This window comes from Pseudoduganella sp. R-32, assembly GCF_049913245.1.
Taxonomy (GTDB): Bacteria; Pseudomonadota; Gammaproteobacteria; order Burkholderiales; family Burkholderiaceae_D; genus Rugamonas.
The window spans coordinates 6648133-6664399 of sequence record NZ_CP183987.1 but is presented as its reverse complement, the minus strand read 5'-3'; the positions used below and the strand labels follow the sequence as shown (position 1 = coordinate 6664399).

The following is a 16267-nucleotide window of genomic DNA, read 5'->3' as shown; positions in this document are numbered from 1 at the left end:
TCAACGTGGGGAGGGCAGCGATGTCAGAGCGAGTACTGGTTTTTGGCGAAGCCCTGCTGGACGACTTTGGCGACCAGCAGATCGTCGGCGGCGCCCCCTTCAACGTGGCGCGCAACCTGGCTGCGCTGGGCCTGCCCGCACTGATGGTAACGCGCGTCGGCAACGACCGTTACGGCGACCAGGTGCGCGAGGCGTTTGCAGGCTTCGGCATGAGCACGGAGGGCTTGCAGCATGGCCCGCAGCCGACCGGCCGCGTGCTCGTGGAGCGCGATGGCAATGGCGGCCACCGCTTCCACATCCTGGCCGAACAGGCTTATGACCATATCGAAGCGGCAGCCGCGGTAGACGTGATGCGCGCCTTCTCTCCCGACACCGTGTATTTCGGGACCCTGGCCCAGCGCGAGCCGGCTTCGCGCGCTGCGCTCAACGCGGTGCTGGACGGCGCCAGCGAGGCTGAACATTTCCTTGACCTGAACTTGCGCGACGGGGTGGATGAAGCAGTGGTGTTCGCCGCGCTGCAGCGGGCCGATATCGTCAAGGTCAATGAGGATGAATTGCAGGCATTGTTCTCCTGGTACTGTCACACCTGTCCTGACACGGTGGACATGGACTGCGCCGCCGTCGAAGCGGAGGTCCGTGCCATGATGCACAACTTCTCCATCCAGGGGGTGCTGGTCACGCTGGGCGAGCGCGGCGCCATGTATTTCGGCGCTGATGGTTCGCGCGTGGTCGACCACCGCACCAGCAAACCGGCCCGGTTCGTCGACTCGGTGGGAGCGGGCGATGCGTTTGCCGCCGTGTTGCTGGCCGGACGTGCGCGCGGCTGGGAGATGCCGTTGATCCTGGAGCGCGCCAATGCCTTTGCCGGCGCCGTGTGCGGCATTGCGGGCGCGGTATCGCCGGATCCGGCGTTCTACGCGCCCTGGCGCACAGCCTGGGGCCTGGCTTAAGCCGCTGCCACCTTGCGGCGGGTCTGGATCATCTTCCAGCCGTTGCCGGACGGGTCGCGGAAGCCCGCATCCACCGTGCCGTAGCGTTCCACCGGCTCCTGGTTGAATTCCACGCCTTGCTGGTGCAGCTTGTCGTAGGCGGCGAAACAATCGTCCACTTCCAGCACCATCGGCGGCATGGCGCCCTTGGCCACCAGTGCGTTCAGCGCCTGCGCGGTTGCCGCATCATGGACGGGCGGACCCGGCACGTAGAGGCCGAGCTGGAACGATGGCTGGTCTGGGTGCTGCACGGTCAGCCAGCGGTAGTCGCCGTTGCGCACGTCGGTATGGACCTTGAAGCCGAGCTTGTCGACATAGAAAGCCAGCGCTTCATCCTGGTCGCGAACATACAGGCCGACGGTTTGAATACCTTGAGTCATGGGGTGGTCTCCTTTAAGTGAGACTCCATTGTAGGGACGCTCTCCTGGCGCCGCTTCTCCGAAACTGCCATTGTGAGGTCCGGCCGGTGCGCGGCGCTGAGTACGCAGGCCGGCACCCGTCCGGCCTGCTCAGCCTCGAGGCGTACCTGTTCCCGGATGTCGCCCGGGTTCTTGCCGGTGATGTCGCGGAAGGTGCGGCCGAAGGTGCCGATGCTGTTCCAGCCGGTCGAGTAGGCGATTTCGGTGATGGGCAGGTCGGTTTCGCGCAGCAGCGTCACGGCGCGCTCGATGCGGCGCGTCAGCAGGTAGCGGTGGGGAGGGAGGCCGAACGCCTCCTTGAAGGAGCGGGCGAAGTGAGTTGCAGAAACGCAGCTCACTTCCGCCAGGCGGCTTACCGGCCATTCCTCTTGCGAGGCGGCGTCCATCTTGTCTTTGGCGCGCAGCAGGCGCCGCAAGAGTTCCGGACTTTGTCCGGGCATTACTCGGCTTCCGACATCTGCGATTGCAGATAGTTCTGGATGCCGATCTTGCCGATCAGGTCGATCTGGGTTTCCAGCCATTCGATGTGCTCCTCGGTATCCTTGAGGATATCCAGCAGCAGGTCGCGCGACACGTAATCGCCGACTTTCTCGGATTGCGCAATGCCTTCCTTGATGGTCACATGCGCACCTTTTTCCAGCTTCAGGTCGGCAGCCAGCATTTCTTCGGTGTTCTCGCCGATCAGCAGCTTGTGCAGCGCTTGCAGGTTCGGCAGGCCGTCCAGCATCAGGATGCGGTCGATCAGGCGGTCGGCATGCTTCATCTCGCCGATCGACTCGTCGTACTCTTTCTTGCCCAGCTTGTCGAAGCCCCAGTGACGGTACATGCGCGCATGCAGGAAGTACTGGTTAATCGCTGTCAGCTCGTTGGTCAGCTGCGCATTGAGCAGACGGATAACGTCTTTGTCGCCCTTCATGGGGTTTCCTTCTTGTTTGGTTGGGAATAATGGCATTTTGCCACGAAGCAGGGCTCCCACCTAGTCATGAGGGCAACATAGGATTGCTAACGACATTGCTAATGTAAATGAAAACAATTATCATTTGCGTTTTATCCCAACAATTCAGAGTTGTCCATGTCTTACATTAAGAGCCGCAAGCACGCGCCAGCTACGCTCGCCGCCATCGCCGCCACCCTGGTGATGCCTGTAGCGCAAGCCGAGACCAACACCGCTGCACCAGAGCAGAAAATGCAGGAAGTGGTCGTTACCGGCCAGAATGGCAGCGATTTCCAGGTTAAGAAATCGGCATCCGACAAATTCACCGCCCCGCTGCTGGATACCCCGAAATCGGTGACCGTGATCCCGACCGAGGTGATTTCCCAGACCGGCGCCACCTCCCTGACCGATGCGCTGCGCACCGTGCCGGGCATCACCGTCGGCGCTGCCGAAGGCGGCCAGCCAGTGGGCGACAACCTGTTCATCCGCGGCTACAACGCACAGACCGACACCTATATCGACGGCATCCGCGACAGCGGCTCCCAGTCGCGCGAAATCTTCGCGCTGGAGCAGATCGAAGTCGTGAAAGGCCCGAATTCCGCTTACGGCGGCCGCTCGTCCGCTGGCGGCGGCATCAATATGGTTTCCAAGACCGCCAAGGCGGAAACCTTCAGTAACGCCAGCGTTGGCCTGGGTACCGCGAAATATCGCCGTGTGACCGCCGACGTGAACCGCATGATCGGCGATAACGCCGCCGTGCGCCTGAACCTGATGGGCCATGAAAACCACGTTGCTGGCCATCACGACGAGATTTACAGCGACCGCTGGGGCTTTGCGCCAAGCGTGGCCTTCGGCCTGACCGGTCCGACCAAAGTCAACCTGAGCTACTACCATTACAAGTCGAGCGAGCTGCCGGACGCCGGCGTGCCATTCGACAATCCGTTCACCACCGGCGCGAACGTGGCCAAGAACGGCGTCGGCAAGCCAGTCAACGTGCCAAGCGAGACCTTTTACGGCCTGGTCGACCGCGACTTCCGCGACACCAAGTCCGACATCGGCACCATCGACATCAAGCACGAATTCAGCAGCGGCCTGGCCTTCCGCAACGTGACCCGTTACGGCAAGACCGGCAATGAATACGTCTACACCCTGCCGGACGACTCCAAGGGCAACGTGGTGCTGTATGGCACCGTATGGCGCCGCCACAACAGCCGCAATGCGGAAACCGAGTCGCTGGCCAATGCGTCCAGCCTGACCGGCTCCCTGATTGCAGCAGGCGTCAAGCACAGCTTCACCGCCGGCGTGGAAGTGAGCCGCGAAGTGACCGAGCGCGCGACCTACAACTTCACCCCGGGCACCAACAACCCGCTGACCAAGACCACCACCTGCCCTACCGCAGGCGCGGAAACCTTGTACAACTGCACAACCTTGTCCAACCCGAACCCGTACGATCCATGGACCGTCGGCCAGGTACGCAGCGTGGCGCCGAACGACACCAAGGTGCACACCAACACCCGCTCGGCCTACGGCTTCGACACCATCGAGTTCAACCCGCAGTGGTTGCTGAACGTAGGTGTGCGCTGGGACGAGTTCCGCACCGGCCTGCACACCAACGCCAACACCGCCGCCACCCCGGTTGTGGCTGCGATTGACGCGGAAAACAAGTCCAGCTTCGCCAACTACCAGGCGGGCCTGGTGTACAAGCCAGCAGCCAACAGCAGCATCTACGTGTCGTACGGCACCTCGTCCACTCCTCCGGGCAACGACGGCGGCGATGGCGTGGACGCGCTGTCCACCTCGGTACAGAACCTGAAGCCGCAGGACAGCAAGAACTTCGAACTGGGCACCAAGTGGGAAATTCTGGCACGCAAGCTGTCCGTCAGCGGCGCCATCTTCTCCAGCAAGATGAACAACGCCCGCGTGACCAACGTGGATGGCACCACCCAGAACGTCGGCAAGAAATCCGTCAAGGGCTTTGAGCTGGGCGTGAGCGGCGCACTGACCAGCAACTGGCAGGTCTTCGGCGGCTACACCTGGCTCGATTCCGAAGTTGAGGACAACGGCTTTGTTAACGTCGGCACCACCGCCAAGCCGGTGTATGCTGCATCCCCGTTCAACGGCAACGCCTTCCCGGCAACGCCAAAGCAGAGCGCTTCGCTGTGGACTTCGTACACGATCATGCAAGGCCTGGTCATTGGCGGCGGCGTGAATGCAGTGTCGAAGGTATGGAGCAACGTCAACAACACCAAGTTCGTGCCGGGCTACACCCGCTACGACGCGATGGCGAGCTATGATGTGAACAAGAACATCAGCCTGCAGTTGAACATCCAGAACCTGACGGACAAGCTGTATTACGACAAGGTCGGCTCCAACCATTATGCCGGTGTTGGCGTGGGCCGTACCGCAATCCTGACTGCGAACTTCCGCTACTGATCATGATGCTGCATATCCCCGGCGTGCTGACGCCGGAGCAAGTCAAACTCTTCCGCCAACGCCTGGCGGCCGCCGAATGGATCGACGGCCGCGCCAGCGTGGGATCGCAGGGGGCGCAAGTCAAGCGCAACCGCCAGATCGCGGAAGGGACGCCGCTGGCGCTGGAACTCGGGGATATCATCATCAAGGCGCTGGCGAAAAACCCGCTGTTCTATTCGGCGGCGCTGCCGCTGAAGATTTTGCCGCCGTATTTCAATAGCTATGCGGGCGGTGAGACTTACGGCCTGCATATCGATGGCGCGATCCGGCATATGGCGGGCTCGTCGGACGTGATGCGTTCGGACGTTTCCACTACCGTGTTCCTGTCCGATCCCGAAGAGTATGAAGGCGGCGAGCTGACTGTGATGGACAGCTACGGTGCACACGAGGTCAAGCTGCCAGCGGGCGATGCGATCATCTATCCGGCCAGCAGCGTGCATCGCGTGAATCCGGTGACTGCCGGCGAGCGCGTGGCGTCTTTCCTGTGGACGCAGTCGATGGTGCGCGACGACTGGAAGCGCGCCATGCTGTTCGAGCTGGACCAGAATATCCAGAAGCTGCGCGCTTCGCATGGCGATGACGAGGCCACTGTCGGCCTGGCGGGCCATTATCACAATCTGTTGCGGATGTGGGCTGACCTTTAAAACCGGTAAACCAGTGTCTGACCCGCAGGGTCAGACACTGAAACACAAACGCCGCGGACTTCGAGAGAAGCCGCGGCGTTTGCACATAGGTGTCAGACCCTGCGGGTCTGACATCGGTTTACCGGTTTTCAGGACATCTGGAAATTGATCGGCACAACCACATACACCGGCTGCGCCTTGCCATCTTCCACATAAGGCTTAAACAGCGCACGCATGACAGCAGCGCGGCCAGCCTCGTCCAGGTTGTTGAAGCCGGACGATTTCTGTACCGAGGCCTGCTCGGCATAACCCTTCTCATTGACCAGCACGCGCAAGGTCACCACGCCCTGTTCGCCCATGCGGCGCGACACCGACGGGTACACCGGCTGCGGCGCACGGATATACTCAACAGCGGAGATCACACGCGGGCCAGCCGGTGCGGCAGGTGCCGCCGGCGCCGCAGCAACCGGCGCCACCACGACCGGCGTTGCCGGTGCAGGCTCGGTCACGCGCGCCTGCGAAGGCGGCGGGGTGATGGTATTTTCAATCACGATCGGCAGCATCGGCAGCGGCGGTGGGGTGATCGAAGGCGCTTTCTGCGCGATTTCTACGGTCTTGGGCTGCGAAGCTGGCGGGGGAGGTGGCGGCGGCGCCACAAACGTGACATTCACCACTTCCGGGATACGGTCCACCAGGCGATGCATGGTGCCGTTAATAAAGGCATAACCGAGGACTGCATGCAAGGCGACGACCGCTGCGATCTTGGTCAGCTTGGCGCCGCCAACGCCGGCGCCGAAATCGCCGCCGGCCGGGAAAGTCATCGATTGCATGAAGCGCTCCTTACACGGTCAGTGATGGGCGCTTGAGCACAGTCTCCTGTATTCCGCTGCCCAGATGTTCGTCCAGCACTTCCACCGCATAGCTGAGGCAGTTGCCGCAGCAGGTGGCCACGCCGAGCGCTTCGCGCAACTCGTCCATGGAGCTGATACCCATATCTATGGCTTGACGGATTTCTCGATCAGAGATGTTGTTGCAGACACAAACGATCATTTCAGAGATTACCTTCTGGCTAAGATTGTGATTCCGTTATTGAGAATCATTATCATTACGGTTCCCATTCTACCCGAACAGGGCTACAATGCAAGCGAAATTGAAAACCATTCTCATTTATAATGGCGAGGTTGTATTTCGCCCTGGAAAGTTCACCATGACCCTTGCTCCTACCCTGATCAAGCTTGATTCCCTGCCGGTGGGGCAGAGCGGAACGGTGATCCATATCGCTCCGGGCAATCCTGAAGATACCGAGGACGGCGCTGACCTGGCGCGCCGCCTGATGGAGCTGGGCTTCGTGCCCGGTGAGCGCATCCGCATGCTCAAGCGTGGCCTGCCAGGCGGCGAACCCCTCGCCATCAAAGTCGGCAATGCCACGTTTGCCCTGCGCCGCTTCGAGGCCGCGCTGATCTCGATCCAACCGGAATAAATCAATGGGTGCAGTAGAAAAGGCCGCGCAAGCCATCGCGCAGCAGCCAATGGTCGCCCTGCTGGGCAACCCGAATTGCGGCAAGACCGCGCTGTTCAACCGTTTGACCGGCGCGCGCCAGAAGGTCGCCAACTATGCCGGCGTGACCATCGAGCGCAAGGAAGGCCAGTTCACTTCCAGTGCCGGCAACCAGTACCGCCTGCTCGACCTGCCGGGCGCCTACAGCCTGTCGGCCCATACTCCTGATGAAATGATCACGCGCGACGTGGTGGCCGGCCTGCGCGAAGGCGAGCGTTCGCCCGACGTCGTGGTGTGCGTGGTCGATGCCACGAACCTGCGCCTGAACCTGCGCCTGGTCCTCGAAATCAAGCGCCTCGGCCTGCCGATGGTGCTGTGCCTGAACATGGTCGACGTCGCGAAGAAACGCGGCATCGTGGTCGATGCGGGCAAGCTGTCGCAGGAACTGGGCATGCCGGTGGTGGAAACCGTGGCCGTGAAGAGCGGCGGCGAGAAAGCCTTGGTCGATGCACTGGACGGCCTGTGGCCGTTCTATGAAAGCGTCGCCAACCCGCTGTCCGCCATCGATGCCGTGAGCGTTGAGGAAACCCAGCGCGAAGTGCGCCGCATCCTGTCGGTCGCCGTCAAGGATGCCGACGACCGCGGCAACCGCTCCGAAAAGATCGACCACTTCGTGCTGCACCCGTTCATGGGGCCGATCATCCTGGCGGTCCTGATGTTCTGCGTATTCCAGGCCGTGTTCAGCTGGGCTGAAGTTCCGATGGACATGATCAGCGGCGGCGTCGAGCACCTCGGCGTGCTGGTCAAAGCGCATATGGCCGACGGCGTGCTGCGCTCCCTGCTGGTGGACGGTGTGCTGGGCGGCGTTGGCGCCGTGCTGGTCTTCCTGCCGCAGATCCTGATCCTGTTCTTTTTCATCCTGGTGCTGGAAGACTGCGGCTACCTGCCGCGCGCCGCCTTCCTGCTGGACCGCCTGATGGGTGGCGTCGGTCTCTCCGGCCGCGCCTTCATCCCGCTGCTGTCGTCGTTTGCCTGCGCCATTCCCGGCATCATGGCAGCGCGTACCATCCAGAACCCGCGCGACCGCATCGTGACCATCATGATTGCGCCACTGATGACCTGCTCGGCGCGCCTGCCGGTGTATGCACTGGTGATCGCCGCTTTCATCCCGGACCGCGAAGTGTGGGGCATGTTCAACCTGCAAGGCCTGGTGCTGTTCTGCCTCTACTTTGCCGGCATCATCTCCGCCATGGCAGTGGCCTGGGTCATGAAGCGCTCCATGAAAGCCAAGCGCAACCAGCCGCTCATGCTGGAGCTGCCGGCCTACCACTGGCCGCACATGCGCAACCTGGCCATCGGCCTGTACGAGCGCGCCAAGATCTTCCTGATGCGCGTCGGTACCACCATCCTGACCTTGATGGTGCTGTTGTGGGCCTTGTCCAGCTTCCCGGGCGCACCGGAAGGCGCGACCCATCCGCCGATCTACTACAGCGTGGCCGGCATGCTGGGCCGCGCACTGGAATTCATCTTCGCGCCGATCGGCTTCAACTGGCAGATCTGCATTGCGCTGGTGCCGGGCATGGCGGCGCGTGAAGTGGCGGTCGGCGCGCTGGGCACCGTTTATGCGCTGTCGCAGACCGGCGACGAGCTGGCCAATTCCCTGGCGCCGGTGATCCAGGCCAGCTGGGGCCTGCCGACCGCGCTGGCGCTGTTGGCCTGGTACGTCTTTGCGCCGCAATGCCTGTCCACGCTGACCGTGGTGCGCCGCGAAACCAATTCGATGAAGTATCCGCTGATGATGGCGGGTTACATGTTCGTGCTGGCGTACACCGCCACATTCATCACTTACCGCGTCGCCCTGGCGCTGGGAGGCTGAACCATGTGGCAGGAAATCGTCGTCGGCATCATCGTGGCAGCTGCCGCGCTGCACGCGGCGCGGAAATACCTGCCGTCCGCCTGGCGCCAGCAGATCGTCCATGCCCTGTCGCGCCGTGGCTTGCCGCAGGAAAAGCTGGCGCGCTTCTTCAATACCGAATCGAGCTGCGGCAGCGGCTGCGGCTCCTGCGGCGGTTGTGGCGATTCGCCCGCGTCTTCAGCCCCTCCTGCCGACGGCGGGCCGGTGCATCGCGTGATCAAGTTGCACGTCCAGCGCTGAATAACTATCTGTCCTGCGATCCGTTCCGGGGCGCAGGGCCGGCTTAATCCTCGTCGAAAGTGTGCAGCGCGGCAGAGACCAGCAAGCCCGCAATGCCCAGCAAGCCGAATGCGTAAGTGAGCATGGGTTTGGCGTGGCGCAATTCCAGCGCAACTGAACCGAGGACGAGGCTGATGCCAATGAGCGCCAGCACGGCGCTGATGGCGGCGGAGCGCTTGAGTGCCGGCCGGCAGCCATGAGCGGCATACCATTGGGCGATGAGCCAGTTGGGCAGGCATGACAGGCCGACGAACAGAGCTACCAACTCGAGAGCTACTAGATGATCCATAGCATGTTGTCAGGACTGAAAGATTTACGATAGCAGTTCCCTCGCGCTGCGGGCAAGTGAAAACTTGATCTAGGGCATATCGCCGCCTCAAACGTGTACCTACAATGCGACTTATTGAGGTTGCATTGTGGGAGCCATCGTGGGCTGGAGCAGGAGACAGATTGCCGGGATTGTCAGGATCGCGCTGTTTGCGATGCTGATGGCCGTCTCCGCGCCAACGCTGTCCACTTTTCTGGCGGCGGCCTGCGGCGATAACAGCGTCGCGCATTGCCACGCCCAGCCAAAAGCCCACCACGTCGTCCAGAAATGCGGCTACTGCATGGTGCAGGCCGACTTGCCCGCCGTGCCGCCGCGTGCCGGCCCGGCCTTGGCACTCGTGGCGGCATCGCGCATTGAACCGGCGTTGCTGGCTGCGGCCGCGTTGCCGCAGCAAGTCTCCCTTGCGCCGCCGTCGCGCGCCCCGCCTTCCGCTTGAATCTTCGCAGCAGTACTCCCCGGCTTTGCATTGCACGCGCCCTTTGGCTGCGCGGTCGCAAGGCCTTCGCTCGCAAGAACAAGAAAGGAAGCATCATGAACACCCGCCTCATTCCCCTGGCCGCCGCGCTGCTGGCCGTCTTTTCGGCCCCGGCATTTGCCGATCATGAAGGGGAATCGCCGCTGAAGATGGTTGGCACCGTCGTCATTGCCGGCAGCCATCCGACTTCTCTGCCGACCCAGATTCCGACCACGATCGAAGGCGTCACCCGTGCGCAGATTGAAGAGCAGGTCAACGCCAGCGATGCGGAAGACGCGCTGAAATACCTGCCAAGCCTGCTGGTGCGCAAGCGCTATATCGGCGACTACAACCATGCCGTGCTGTCCACCCGCGCTTCCGGCACCGGCAACAGCGCGCGCTCGGCGGTGTATGCGGATGGCGTGCTGCTGTCGAATTACCTGGGCAACGGCGCCACCTTCGCGCCGCGCTGGGGTATGGTGGCGCCGGAAGAAATCGAACGTGTCGACGTCCTGTATGGCCCGTTCTCGGCAGCCTATGGCGGCAACTCGGTCGGCGCCGTGGTGGATTACGTGACGCGCATGCCGAAACAGTTCGAAGCGCATGCGCGCGTCGCCTATGTGCGCCAGCCGTTTGAGCTGCACAACACGAACATGACTTCGACTGCACGCCAGTCCAGCATGTCGCTTGGCGACCGCCACGGCGCCTGGTCCTGGTTTGTCAGCGTGAACCGCACCGACAGCGATGGCCAGCCGCAGACCTACACCACGCGTGCGATCGCGAGCGGCACGGCGGCTGGAACGGGTGTTCAGGTCACCGGCGCCGTAGTGGACAAGGACCGCAGCAACCGCGACATCTACATCCTCGGCACCGCGACCCAGTACAGCACGGTGCAGGATCACGCCAAGTTCAAAGTGGCATACGATTTCTCGCCGACCGTGCGCGCCAGCTACTCCCTGGGCTGGTGGCAGAACGATTCGAGCGGCTCGCCCGATACCTACCTGCGGGATACGACAGGCAAGCCGGTGTTCAGCGGGCCGGTCTCGATCAATGGCCGCAGCTTCACGCTGGCTGCTTCCGACTTCAATTCGACGAAGGAAGAGTTGCGCCACCTGATGCACGGCTTGACGGTAAAGAGCAATACCAAAGGCGTGTTCGACTGGGAAGTGGCGGCCAGCCTGTATGACTACAGCCGCGACATCCTGCGCGCACCGACCACGGCGCGCCCGGCTGCCGCAAGCGGCGGCGCCGGCCGCATCGTCGACCAGGGCGGCACCGGCTGGAATACCTTGTCCCTGAAAGGTGTGTATCGCCCGGACGGCATGCGCGGCAGCCACATCTTCGATTTTGGCTTCCAGCGCGCCGCCTACAAGCTATCGACAATCGAGCGCGCCACCAGCGACTGGCTGAACGGCGAGCCGGGCGCGCGCAATCAGGCTTTCTCCGGCCGCACCAGCATCGACAGCCTGTACTTGCAGGACACCTGGAAGTTGTCGCCAGACTGGAAGACCGTGCTCGGTGCGCGCTTCGAGCATTGGGAGGGCCGTGATGGAGAAACCGCCAACGCGACCACCGTGGTGCGCCATGCCAAACGCAGCGACAACTTTATCTCGCCCAAGGTGGCGCTGGCCTTCCAGGCCAACGAGGACTGGACGTTGAAAGCTTCCACCGGACGCGCGATCCGCATGCCGACCGTGTCCGAGCTGTACCAGGGCGGCATCAACAACACTGGCACCCTGATCAACAACGATCCGGACCTGAAGGCCGAGCGCTCCTGGACTACGGAGCTGAGCGCCGAGCGTCTGGTCGGCAATTCCGCCTTGCGCATCACGGCCTTCTTCGAGCGCAACCGCGACGCGCTGTATTCGCAAACCAATGTGCTGGTGACGCCGAACGTGACCAATGTGCAGAACGTCGACCTGATCCGCACCCATGGCCTGGAGACTGCCTGGTCCAACGAAAACGTGCTGGTCGAAGGACTCGACATGCAGGCCAGCCTGACCTGGACCGATTCGAAGATCAAGCGCAACGAGAAGTTCCCGGCCAGCGTCGGCAAATGGCAGCCGCGCATTCCCGAATGGCGTGCCAGTGCAGTGGCAACCTACCGCGTGAACGACAAGCTGAGCGCCACGCTGGCAGCCCGCTACAGCGGCAAGCAATACTCGACGCTGGACAACACCGACATCAACGGCTTTGCCTACCAGGGCGCCAGCAAATACTTCACGGTCGACGCGCGCCTGCGCTACCGCATCGACAAGCACTGGAGCGCCGCCTTCGGCATCGACAACGCCAACAACTACAAGTACTGGAACTTCCACCCTTACCCACAACGCTCTTACTCTGCGGAGGTGAAATTTGATTGGTAATGCGCTCGAGCTGGGCCAGTTTGAACTGTGGTGCCAGCCCCAGGTTGCCGCGCGTGACGGCAGCATCGGCAGCGTGCTGGCGGCCGTCCATTGGCGCCGCCCCGGCAGCGGCGTCCTGCACTACTGCGATTTTGCCGGCGAGTTGTCGGCTTCGGGACTGGAACGGGTCTTCCTGCTGCACATGGTGTGCGATGCGCTGGCTGCGTTAAGGATGTGGGAGGCGGAAGGCTTCAAGCTGGACATGGTGTTGTGCCTGCCGCCGCTGGCATTCAGCAAGGATACGCCGGACGCCATCGCGCTTGCGGCCGATATCCAGGGGCTGATGCTGCAGGCAGGCATTGCGCAACACCGGCTCGAACTGCGCGATGAAGGTCATGCAGGCTGCTGTGAGGTGTCCAACCTGCTGGACTGGCTGCAAGTGCGGGAAGAAGGGTGCACGCAGGCTTCCGGCGACTTCATTGCGGCGCCGCAGCCGATGCAGGTATTGCCGGCTGCACTGCGCCGCTGGCAAGCCAGTTACTCGGTGATGAGCGCCGCCGACGCCTTCAGCTGAAATGCACCTGGCCGAAGAAGCCGTATTGCAGGCTTTGCGCAATACGGCTGGCGACGATGCGGAATTCTTCCGCCACGGCTGGCTCGAACAGGCGGTCCACCGTCGACTGGAACAGCGCAAGCCAGCGCTGGAAGTGCTGCGGCTGTACGCCCGGCAGCGCCATGTGCTTGCCGTAGACATTGCCCTGGAAGCTCTTGGTGCCCAGCATGGTAGTGCTCCAGAACTCCACCATGCGCGCCAGGTGCGGCTCCCAGTCGTCGATGGCAGCATTGAACACCGGGCCCAGTTCCGGATCGGCGCGCACGCCGTCGTAGAACTCGTGGACCAGTGTCGCGATGGATTCCTGGGTCAGTGGTAAAGTCATGGCTCCATTTTAACCTTGCGGAGCGCCCATGATCATCGTTCACCACCTCAATAACTCTCGTTCCCAGCGCGTGTTGTGGTTGCTGGAAGAGCTGGGGCTGGCCTATGAGATCAAGCATTACCAGCGTGACCCGAAGACCATGCTGGCACCGCCGGAGCTGACCAGGGTGCACCCGCTGGGCAAGTCGCCCGTCATCGAACATGAAGGCAATATCGTCGCGGAGTCGGGCGCCATTCTCGAGTACCTGGTGGAGAAGCACGGCAATGACCGGCTGGTGCCGCCGGCCGGCACGCCGGACAAGCTGCGCTGGCGCTACTTCATGCATTACGCCGAAGGCTCGCTGATGTCGCCGCTGCTGATGAAGCTCGTGTTCGACAAGGTTGAATCCTCGCCGGCGCCATTCTTCGTCAAGCCGATCAAGCGCGCCATCGCGCAGAAGGTGATGTCGAGCTTCGTGCAGCCCAATATCGACCGCCACCTGGCCTTCCTGGAGTCCGAACTCGCCAACCGCGACTGGTTCGCTGGCAACGAGTTCAGCGCTGCCGATATCCAGATGAGCTTCCCCCTTGAAGCGGCCGCCTCGCGCGCCGGCCTTGGCGCCAACTACCCGCGCCTGCAAGCCTTCCTGCAGCGCATCCACGCCCGCCCGGCCTACCAGCGTGCCCTAGAGCGCGGCGGCCCGTACGAACTGTTGCGCTAAGGCTTAGTGTAAAAATAGTCTAACTTAGTTGTGAAATTGCACTAAGTGGCTTATGATGTTCCTGCTTGATCAAAAAAAAACCAATAACAATAAAGGGATGCGGTCGAGCACGTGGTCTTTGCGGTGCTTGACCGGAAGGGGGCAGCGGTTGCCGCCTTTGAAGCGGAGTTCACTGGAGAAGAAATTAAATGAGGAATGTCGTCGAGCTGTGCGAGCATGTTCGCAATCATGGGCAACCCAGGATGGTTCTGTTCTGGGGGCATCAACCATCACAGAATGGTTCGATCACGAAGACTTGCTTCAGCCAATGGTTCGAAGCGGAGTTTGTTATCGATGGCACACGGTACCCGACAGCCGAACATTTCATGATGGCGGAAAAGGCCCGCTTGTTCAGTGACGCAGTTGCGCTGGATCGTATCCTGCAGGCTCGCAACCCGGCAGTCGCCAAAGCCGCCGGCCGCGAAGTACAAGGGTTCGATGAAGAAATCTGGGCCGCGAACCGTTGGGATATCGTGGTCCAGGCCAACTATGCAAAGTTCGCGCAGAACGCCCCGTTGCGCGGCTTCCTGCTCGCCACTGGCGAACAAGTCCTGGTGGAAGCAAGTCCCGTTGATTTCGTCTGGGGTACAGGCTTTGCTGCAGATTCGCCGTATGCAGAGAACCCATCCGAATGGACGGGAATGAATCTGCTCGGGTTTGCCTTGATGGAAGTGCGATCGCGTCTCAGCGAGTGAAACGGCTGGTGAAACTGATTAAAGGGGAGCGTTCTTACCAGATTGTGGCGATGTTCGGATAACCTTGCATTTCTCGATCTGCCGTCACGATGGAGGCATCGTATCGTAGGGCAGTTGCAATGATGATGCGATCAGCAGGGTCACGCGGAGAATAGTTGGGTAAATGAACTGCGTCAATGGCGATCGCGCTGTCAACGGGATAAAGCGAAAAACTGGCAAGCGTGCTACGCCAGCAATCCATTGGTGATTCCGCAATGCAGCGCTAAACGTCCTTTCCAAAGCAAGAGTGCAACTTCCCAGCTAGTGATAGTAGAAACCAGCACTCTGCTTTGCGCCTGTCCAAGTTCAATTGCCGTCGCGGCGTGGTTCGAAAGACGCGAATCTCTCTCATACCACCAGATTAGCGTGTGCGTATCGAGCAATATCATTTGCTCGTCTCTGGCTCAGCTTCCCAGGCGGGCGATAACACGTCTCCGTAACTCATTGTCATTTCACGCAATCGATCAATTGCGGTCGGATCGGGAACTGGGAACGGGGTGACCTGCGCAATCAATTCCCCCTGATCTGAAATCAGGAAATTTTCCTCCTTCGCCCGAGCCTGTTCCAACCATTTGATCGGGTCACGTGCGAACTCTTCCATTGAAACAGTTGGCTCCATCTCAGCCTCCATTCGCAATCTTGATTCATCATCTTAATCCTGATGCAGGTGGAGGCAATTTGAGGGAACGCAGAACAGGGTCAGAGCTGTGTTGCGCCATTGTCGATCAGTCTGCTTGAAGGGATCTGTAGCTGTGCTGACTTTGCACGCGGCGATACGGAACAGCAAGTAGCTGTGCGGTAAAATGCCGGCTATGACAGGAAGATTGCTGGCCATTGACGGTTTGAATATTGTGCGGCGTGTGTATGAGGCAAGTCCGGAGCCGGACTCGGACCTCAAAGCCGAGATCGCCATGCGCCATGCGTTCAACGCTTTCCAGCGCCTGGTCAACGGCCACGAACCGACCCATATCCTGCCAGCCTTCGATTACGGCGGTCCCACCTGGCGCCATAGCCTGTACAAGGGCTACCGAGAAGGCCGCCAGCCGATGCCGGAAGTACTGCGCGAGGCGCTGCCCGAGTTCTATATGCAGCTGACCAGGATCGGCATGTGCCCGATCGCCATCCCCGAAGTGGAGGCCGACGACGTGATCGGCACCGTGGTCACGCGCTGGCTCAGCGAGAACCGCGGCGAGGCGGTGGTGGCCACCACCGATAAGGACCTGCATTGCCTGATCGCCGAAGGCGCCCGCATCTGGGACCACTTCAAGTCCGAATGGCACGACCGCACCTGGGTCGAGCAGAAGTGGGGCGTCACGCCCGGCATGCTGCCCGACCTGCTGGCGCTGATGGGCGACGAGACCGACTCCATCCCCGGCGTCTCCAATGTGGGCGTGAAGACCGCCGCCAAACTGTTGCGAACTTACGGCACTCTGGACGCAATCATGGCCGGCGCAGGCATCCTGAAGGACAAAGTCGGCGAAAGCCTACGAAAAGAGCGCGAGATGTTGTATCTTTCTCGTCAATTGGTACAACTGAAAACGGACGTCCGGATCGGCGTGAGCTGGAATATGCTGGCCTGGGACCACCGTTAAACCTCCTG

Annotated in this window: 22 protein-coding genes; 12 read left to right on the top strand and 10 right to left on the bottom strand. The window is 61.5% G+C overall.

Features of this window, described 5'->3' with window-relative positions; all coding sequences use genetic code 11:
* Window positions 1-20: 20 nt before the first annotated feature.
* Window positions 21-950, top strand: coding sequence for a PfkB family carbohydrate kinase (locus ACN9MU_RS30530; protein WP_426336569.1), 930 nt, complete (start codon window positions 21-23; stop codon window positions 948-950).
* Here the strand turns inward: ACN9MU_RS30530 and ACN9MU_RS30525 are convergent.
* The 3 genes from ACN9MU_RS30525 to bfr are packed head-to-tail and all read right to left on the bottom strand — an operon-like array spanning window position 947 to window position 2324.
* The gene (locus ACN9MU_RS30525) at window positions 947-1369 is read right to left on the bottom strand and encodes a VOC family protein (protein ID WP_426165844.1); all 423 of its coding nucleotides are present in this window, start codon (window positions 1367-1369) and stop codon (window positions 947-949) included. The genes ACN9MU_RS30530 and ACN9MU_RS30525 overlap by 4 nt on opposite strands.
* Complete coding sequence (locus ACN9MU_RS30520; protein WP_426336568.1) at window positions 1366-1848, bottom strand: helix-turn-helix domain-containing protein; 483 nt, start codon at window positions 1846-1848, stop codon at window positions 1366-1368. The genes ACN9MU_RS30525 and ACN9MU_RS30520 overlap by 4 nt, the downstream gene beginning before the upstream one ends.
* Window positions 1848-2324, bottom strand: coding sequence for a bacterioferritin (bfr, locus tag ACN9MU_RS30515; protein ID WP_057261376.1), 477 nt, complete (start codon window positions 2322-2324; stop codon window positions 1848-1850). The genes ACN9MU_RS30520 and bfr overlap by 1 nt, the downstream gene beginning before the upstream one ends.
* A 156-nt stretch (window positions 2325-2480) precedes the next feature.
* Here bfr and ACN9MU_RS30510 point away from each other — a divergent pair, with 156 nt between their 5' ends.
* Window positions 2481-4775 (top strand): TonB-dependent receptor, encoded by a 2295-nt coding sequence (locus ACN9MU_RS30510; RefSeq protein ID WP_426165839.1) that lies wholly within the window; start codon window positions 2481-2483, stop codon window positions 4773-4775.
* A gap of 2 nt (window positions 4776-4777) precedes the next feature.
* Complete coding sequence (locus ACN9MU_RS30505) at window positions 4778-5458, top strand: Fe2+-dependent dioxygenase (protein ID WP_426336567.1); 681 nt, start codon at window positions 4778-4780, stop codon at window positions 5456-5458.
* A 128-nt stretch (window positions 5459-5586) separates the two neighbouring features.
* Here the strand turns inward: ACN9MU_RS30505 and ACN9MU_RS30500 are convergent, their stop codons facing one another.
* Both ACN9MU_RS30500 and ACN9MU_RS30495 read right to left on the bottom strand, forming a co-directional pair.
* Window positions 5587-6267, bottom strand: a complete 681-nt coding sequence (locus ACN9MU_RS30500) for an energy transducer TonB (RefSeq protein WP_426319560.1) — start codon at window positions 6265-6267, stop codon at window positions 5587-5589.
* A 10-nt stretch (window positions 6268-6277) separates the two neighbouring features.
* Window positions 6278-6487, bottom strand: coding sequence for a (2Fe-2S)-binding protein (locus ACN9MU_RS30495; RefSeq protein WP_057261372.1), 210 nt, complete (start codon window positions 6485-6487; stop codon window positions 6278-6280).
* Window positions 6488-6644: 157 nt separating this feature from the next.
* Here ACN9MU_RS30495 and ACN9MU_RS30490 point away from each other — a divergent pair, with 157 nt between their 5' ends.
* From ACN9MU_RS30490 to ACN9MU_RS30480, 3 genes are read left to right on the top strand one after another with little or no spacing between them, the layout of a single operon-like run.
* Entirely contained in the window at window positions 6645-6917 is a 273-nt protein-coding gene (locus ACN9MU_RS30490) for a FeoA family protein (protein WP_057261371.1), read from the top strand.
* A gap of 4 nt (window positions 6918-6921) precedes the next feature.
* Entirely contained in the window at window positions 6922-8811 is a 1890-nt protein-coding gene (gene feoB / locus ACN9MU_RS30485) for a ferrous iron transporter B (protein WP_426165831.1), read from the top strand.
* A 3-nt stretch (window positions 8812-8814) separates the two neighbouring features.
* On the top strand, window positions 8815-9090 hold the full coding sequence (locus ACN9MU_RS30480) for a DUF6587 family protein (protein WP_426319559.1): 276 nt from the start codon (window positions 8815-8817) through the stop codon (window positions 9088-9090).
* Between the two features lie 43 nt (window positions 9091-9133).
* Here the strand turns inward: ACN9MU_RS30480 and ACN9MU_RS30475 are convergent, their stop codons facing one another.
* Window positions 9134-9418 (bottom strand): hypothetical protein, encoded by a 285-nt coding sequence (locus ACN9MU_RS30475; protein WP_426319558.1) that lies wholly within the window; start codon window positions 9416-9418, stop codon window positions 9134-9136.
* A gap of 139 nt (window positions 9419-9557) precedes the next feature.
* Here ACN9MU_RS30475 and ACN9MU_RS30470 point away from each other — a divergent pair, with 139 nt between their 5' ends.
* The 3 genes from ACN9MU_RS30470 to ACN9MU_RS30460 all read left to right on the top strand — a co-directional run bounded on the left by ACN9MU_RS30470 (window position 9558) and on the right by ACN9MU_RS30460 (window position 12830).
* On the top strand, window positions 9558-9893 hold the full coding sequence (locus tag ACN9MU_RS30470) for a DUF2946 family protein (RefSeq protein ID WP_426343883.1): 336 nt from the start codon (window positions 9558-9560) through the stop codon (window positions 9891-9893).
* A gap of 95 nt (window positions 9894-9988) precedes the next feature.
* Entirely contained in the window at window positions 9989-12277 is a 2289-nt protein-coding gene (locus ACN9MU_RS30465; protein WP_426343882.1) for a TonB-dependent receptor, read from the top strand.
* The gene (locus ACN9MU_RS30460; protein WP_426319555.1) at window positions 12267-12830 is read left to right on the top strand and encodes a hypothetical protein; all 564 of its coding nucleotides are present in this window, start codon (window positions 12267-12269) and stop codon (window positions 12828-12830) included. The genes ACN9MU_RS30465 and ACN9MU_RS30460 overlap by 11 nt, the downstream gene beginning before the upstream one ends.
* Here ACN9MU_RS30460 and ACN9MU_RS30455 read toward each other — a convergent pair.
* Complete coding sequence (locus ACN9MU_RS30455; protein ID WP_426165819.1) at window positions 12823-13194, bottom strand: group III truncated hemoglobin; 372 nt, start codon at window positions 13192-13194, stop codon at window positions 12823-12825. The two genes, ACN9MU_RS30460 and ACN9MU_RS30455, sit on opposite strands and share 8 nt — an antisense overlap.
* A gap of 28 nt (window positions 13195-13222) precedes the next feature.
* Between ACN9MU_RS30455 and ACN9MU_RS30450 the strand changes: the two genes are divergently transcribed.
* The gene (locus tag ACN9MU_RS30450) at window positions 13223-13894 is read left to right on the top strand and encodes a glutathione S-transferase family protein (protein ID WP_426319554.1); all 672 of its coding nucleotides are present in this window, start codon (window positions 13223-13225) and stop codon (window positions 13892-13894) included.
* A gap of 188 nt (window positions 13895-14082) precedes the next feature.
* Window positions 14083-14628: an NADAR family protein gene (locus ACN9MU_RS30445; RefSeq protein WP_426319553.1), complete on the top strand. Its 546-nt coding sequence runs from the start codon at window positions 14083-14085 to the stop codon at window positions 14626-14628.
* 34 nt (window positions 14629-14662) lie between these two features.
* On the opposite strand, the gene ACN9MU_RS30440 is transcribed toward ACN9MU_RS30445, so the two are convergent.
* From ACN9MU_RS30440 to ACN9MU_RS30430, 3 genes are read right to left on the bottom strand one after another with little or no spacing between them, the layout of a single operon-like run.
* Window positions 14663-14869, bottom strand: a complete 207-nt coding sequence (locus tag ACN9MU_RS30440) for a PIN domain-containing protein (RefSeq protein WP_426319552.1) — start codon at window positions 14867-14869, stop codon at window positions 14663-14665.
* Window positions 14853-15056, bottom strand: a complete 204-nt coding sequence (locus ACN9MU_RS30435; protein WP_426319551.1) for a PIN domain-containing protein — start codon at window positions 15054-15056, stop codon at window positions 14853-14855. Before ACN9MU_RS30435 ends, ACN9MU_RS30440 begins: the two co-directional genes overlap by 17 nt.
* Complete coding sequence (locus ACN9MU_RS30430) at window positions 15053-15286, bottom strand: hypothetical protein (RefSeq protein ID WP_426336560.1); 234 nt, start codon at window positions 15284-15286, stop codon at window positions 15053-15055. Before ACN9MU_RS30430 ends, ACN9MU_RS30435 begins: the two co-directional genes overlap by 4 nt.
* Window positions 15287-15479: 193 nt before the next feature.
* Here ACN9MU_RS30430 and ACN9MU_RS30425 point away from each other — a divergent pair, with 193 nt between their 5' ends.
* Window positions 15480-16259: a 5'-3' exonuclease gene (locus ACN9MU_RS30425; protein WP_426165809.1), complete on the top strand. Its 780-nt coding sequence runs from the start codon at window positions 15480-15482 to the stop codon at window positions 16257-16259.
* The last annotated feature ends 8 nt before the right edge of the window (window positions 16260-16267 follow it).

Coding starts and splice junctions, on each gene's coding strand:
- ACN9MU_RS30530 (WP_426336569.1), top strand. CDS start 21: ATGTCAGAGCGAGTACTGGTTTTTGGCGAAGCCCTGCTGGACGACTTT.
- ACN9MU_RS30525 (WP_426165844.1), bottom strand. CDS start 1,369: ATGACTCAAGGTATTCAAACCGTCGGCCTGTATGTTCGCGACCAGGAT.
- ACN9MU_RS30520 (WP_426336568.1), bottom strand. CDS start 1,848: ATGCCCGGACAAAGTCCGGAACTCTTGCGGCGCCTGCTGCGCGCCAAA.
- bfr (WP_057261376.1), bottom strand. CDS start 2,324: ATGAAGGGCGACAAAGACGTTATCCGTCTGCTCAATGCGCAGCTGACC.
- ACN9MU_RS30510 (WP_426165839.1), top strand. CDS start 2,481: ATGTCTTACATTAAGAGCCGCAAGCACGCGCCAGCTACGCTCGCCGCC.
- ACN9MU_RS30505 (WP_426336567.1), top strand. CDS start 4,778: ATGATGCTGCATATCCCCGGCGTGCTGACGCCGGAGCAAGTCAAACTC.
- ACN9MU_RS30500 (WP_426319560.1), bottom strand. CDS start 6,267: ATGCAATCGATGACTTTCCCGGCCGGCGGCGATTTCGGCGCCGGCGTT.
- ACN9MU_RS30495 (WP_057261372.1), bottom strand. CDS start 6,487: ATGATCGTTTGTGTCTGCAACAACATCTCTGATCGAGAAATCCGTCAA.
- ACN9MU_RS30490 (WP_057261371.1), top strand. CDS start 6,645: ATGACCCTTGCTCCTACCCTGATCAAGCTTGATTCCCTGCCGGTGGGG.
- feoB (WP_426165831.1), top strand. CDS start 6,922: ATGGGTGCAGTAGAAAAGGCCGCGCAAGCCATCGCGCAGCAGCCAATG.
- ACN9MU_RS30480 (WP_426319559.1), top strand. CDS start 8,815: ATGTGGCAGGAAATCGTCGTCGGCATCATCGTGGCAGCTGCCGCGCTG.
- ACN9MU_RS30475 (WP_426319558.1), bottom strand. CDS start 9,418: ATGGATCATCTAGTAGCTCTCGAGTTGGTAGCTCTGTTCGTCGGCCTG.
- ACN9MU_RS30465 (WP_426343882.1), top strand. CDS start 9,989: ATGAACACCCGCCTCATTCCCCTGGCCGCCGCGCTGCTGGCCGTCTTT.
- ACN9MU_RS30455 (WP_426165819.1), bottom strand. CDS start 13,194: ATGACTTTACCACTGACCCAGGAATCCATCGCGACACTGGTCCACGAG.
- ACN9MU_RS30450 (WP_426319554.1), top strand. CDS start 13,223: ATGATCATCGTTCACCACCTCAATAACTCTCGTTCCCAGCGCGTGTTG.
- ACN9MU_RS30445 (WP_426319553.1), top strand. CDS start 14,083: ATGAGGAATGTCGTCGAGCTGTGCGAGCATGTTCGCAATCATGGGCAA.
- ACN9MU_RS30440 (WP_426319552.1), bottom strand. CDS start 14,869: ATGGATTGCTGGCGTAGCACGCTTGCCAGTTTTTCGCTTTATCCCGTT.
- ACN9MU_RS30435 (WP_426319551.1), bottom strand. CDS start 15,056: ATGATATTGCTCGATACGCACACGCTAATCTGGTGGTATGAGAGAGAT.
- ACN9MU_RS30430 (WP_426336560.1), bottom strand. CDS start 15,286: ATGGAGCCAACTGTTTCAATGGAAGAGTTCGCACGTGACCCGATCAAA.
- ACN9MU_RS30425 (WP_426165809.1), top strand. CDS start 15,480: ATGACAGGAAGATTGCTGGCCATTGACGGTTTGAATATTGTGCGGCGT.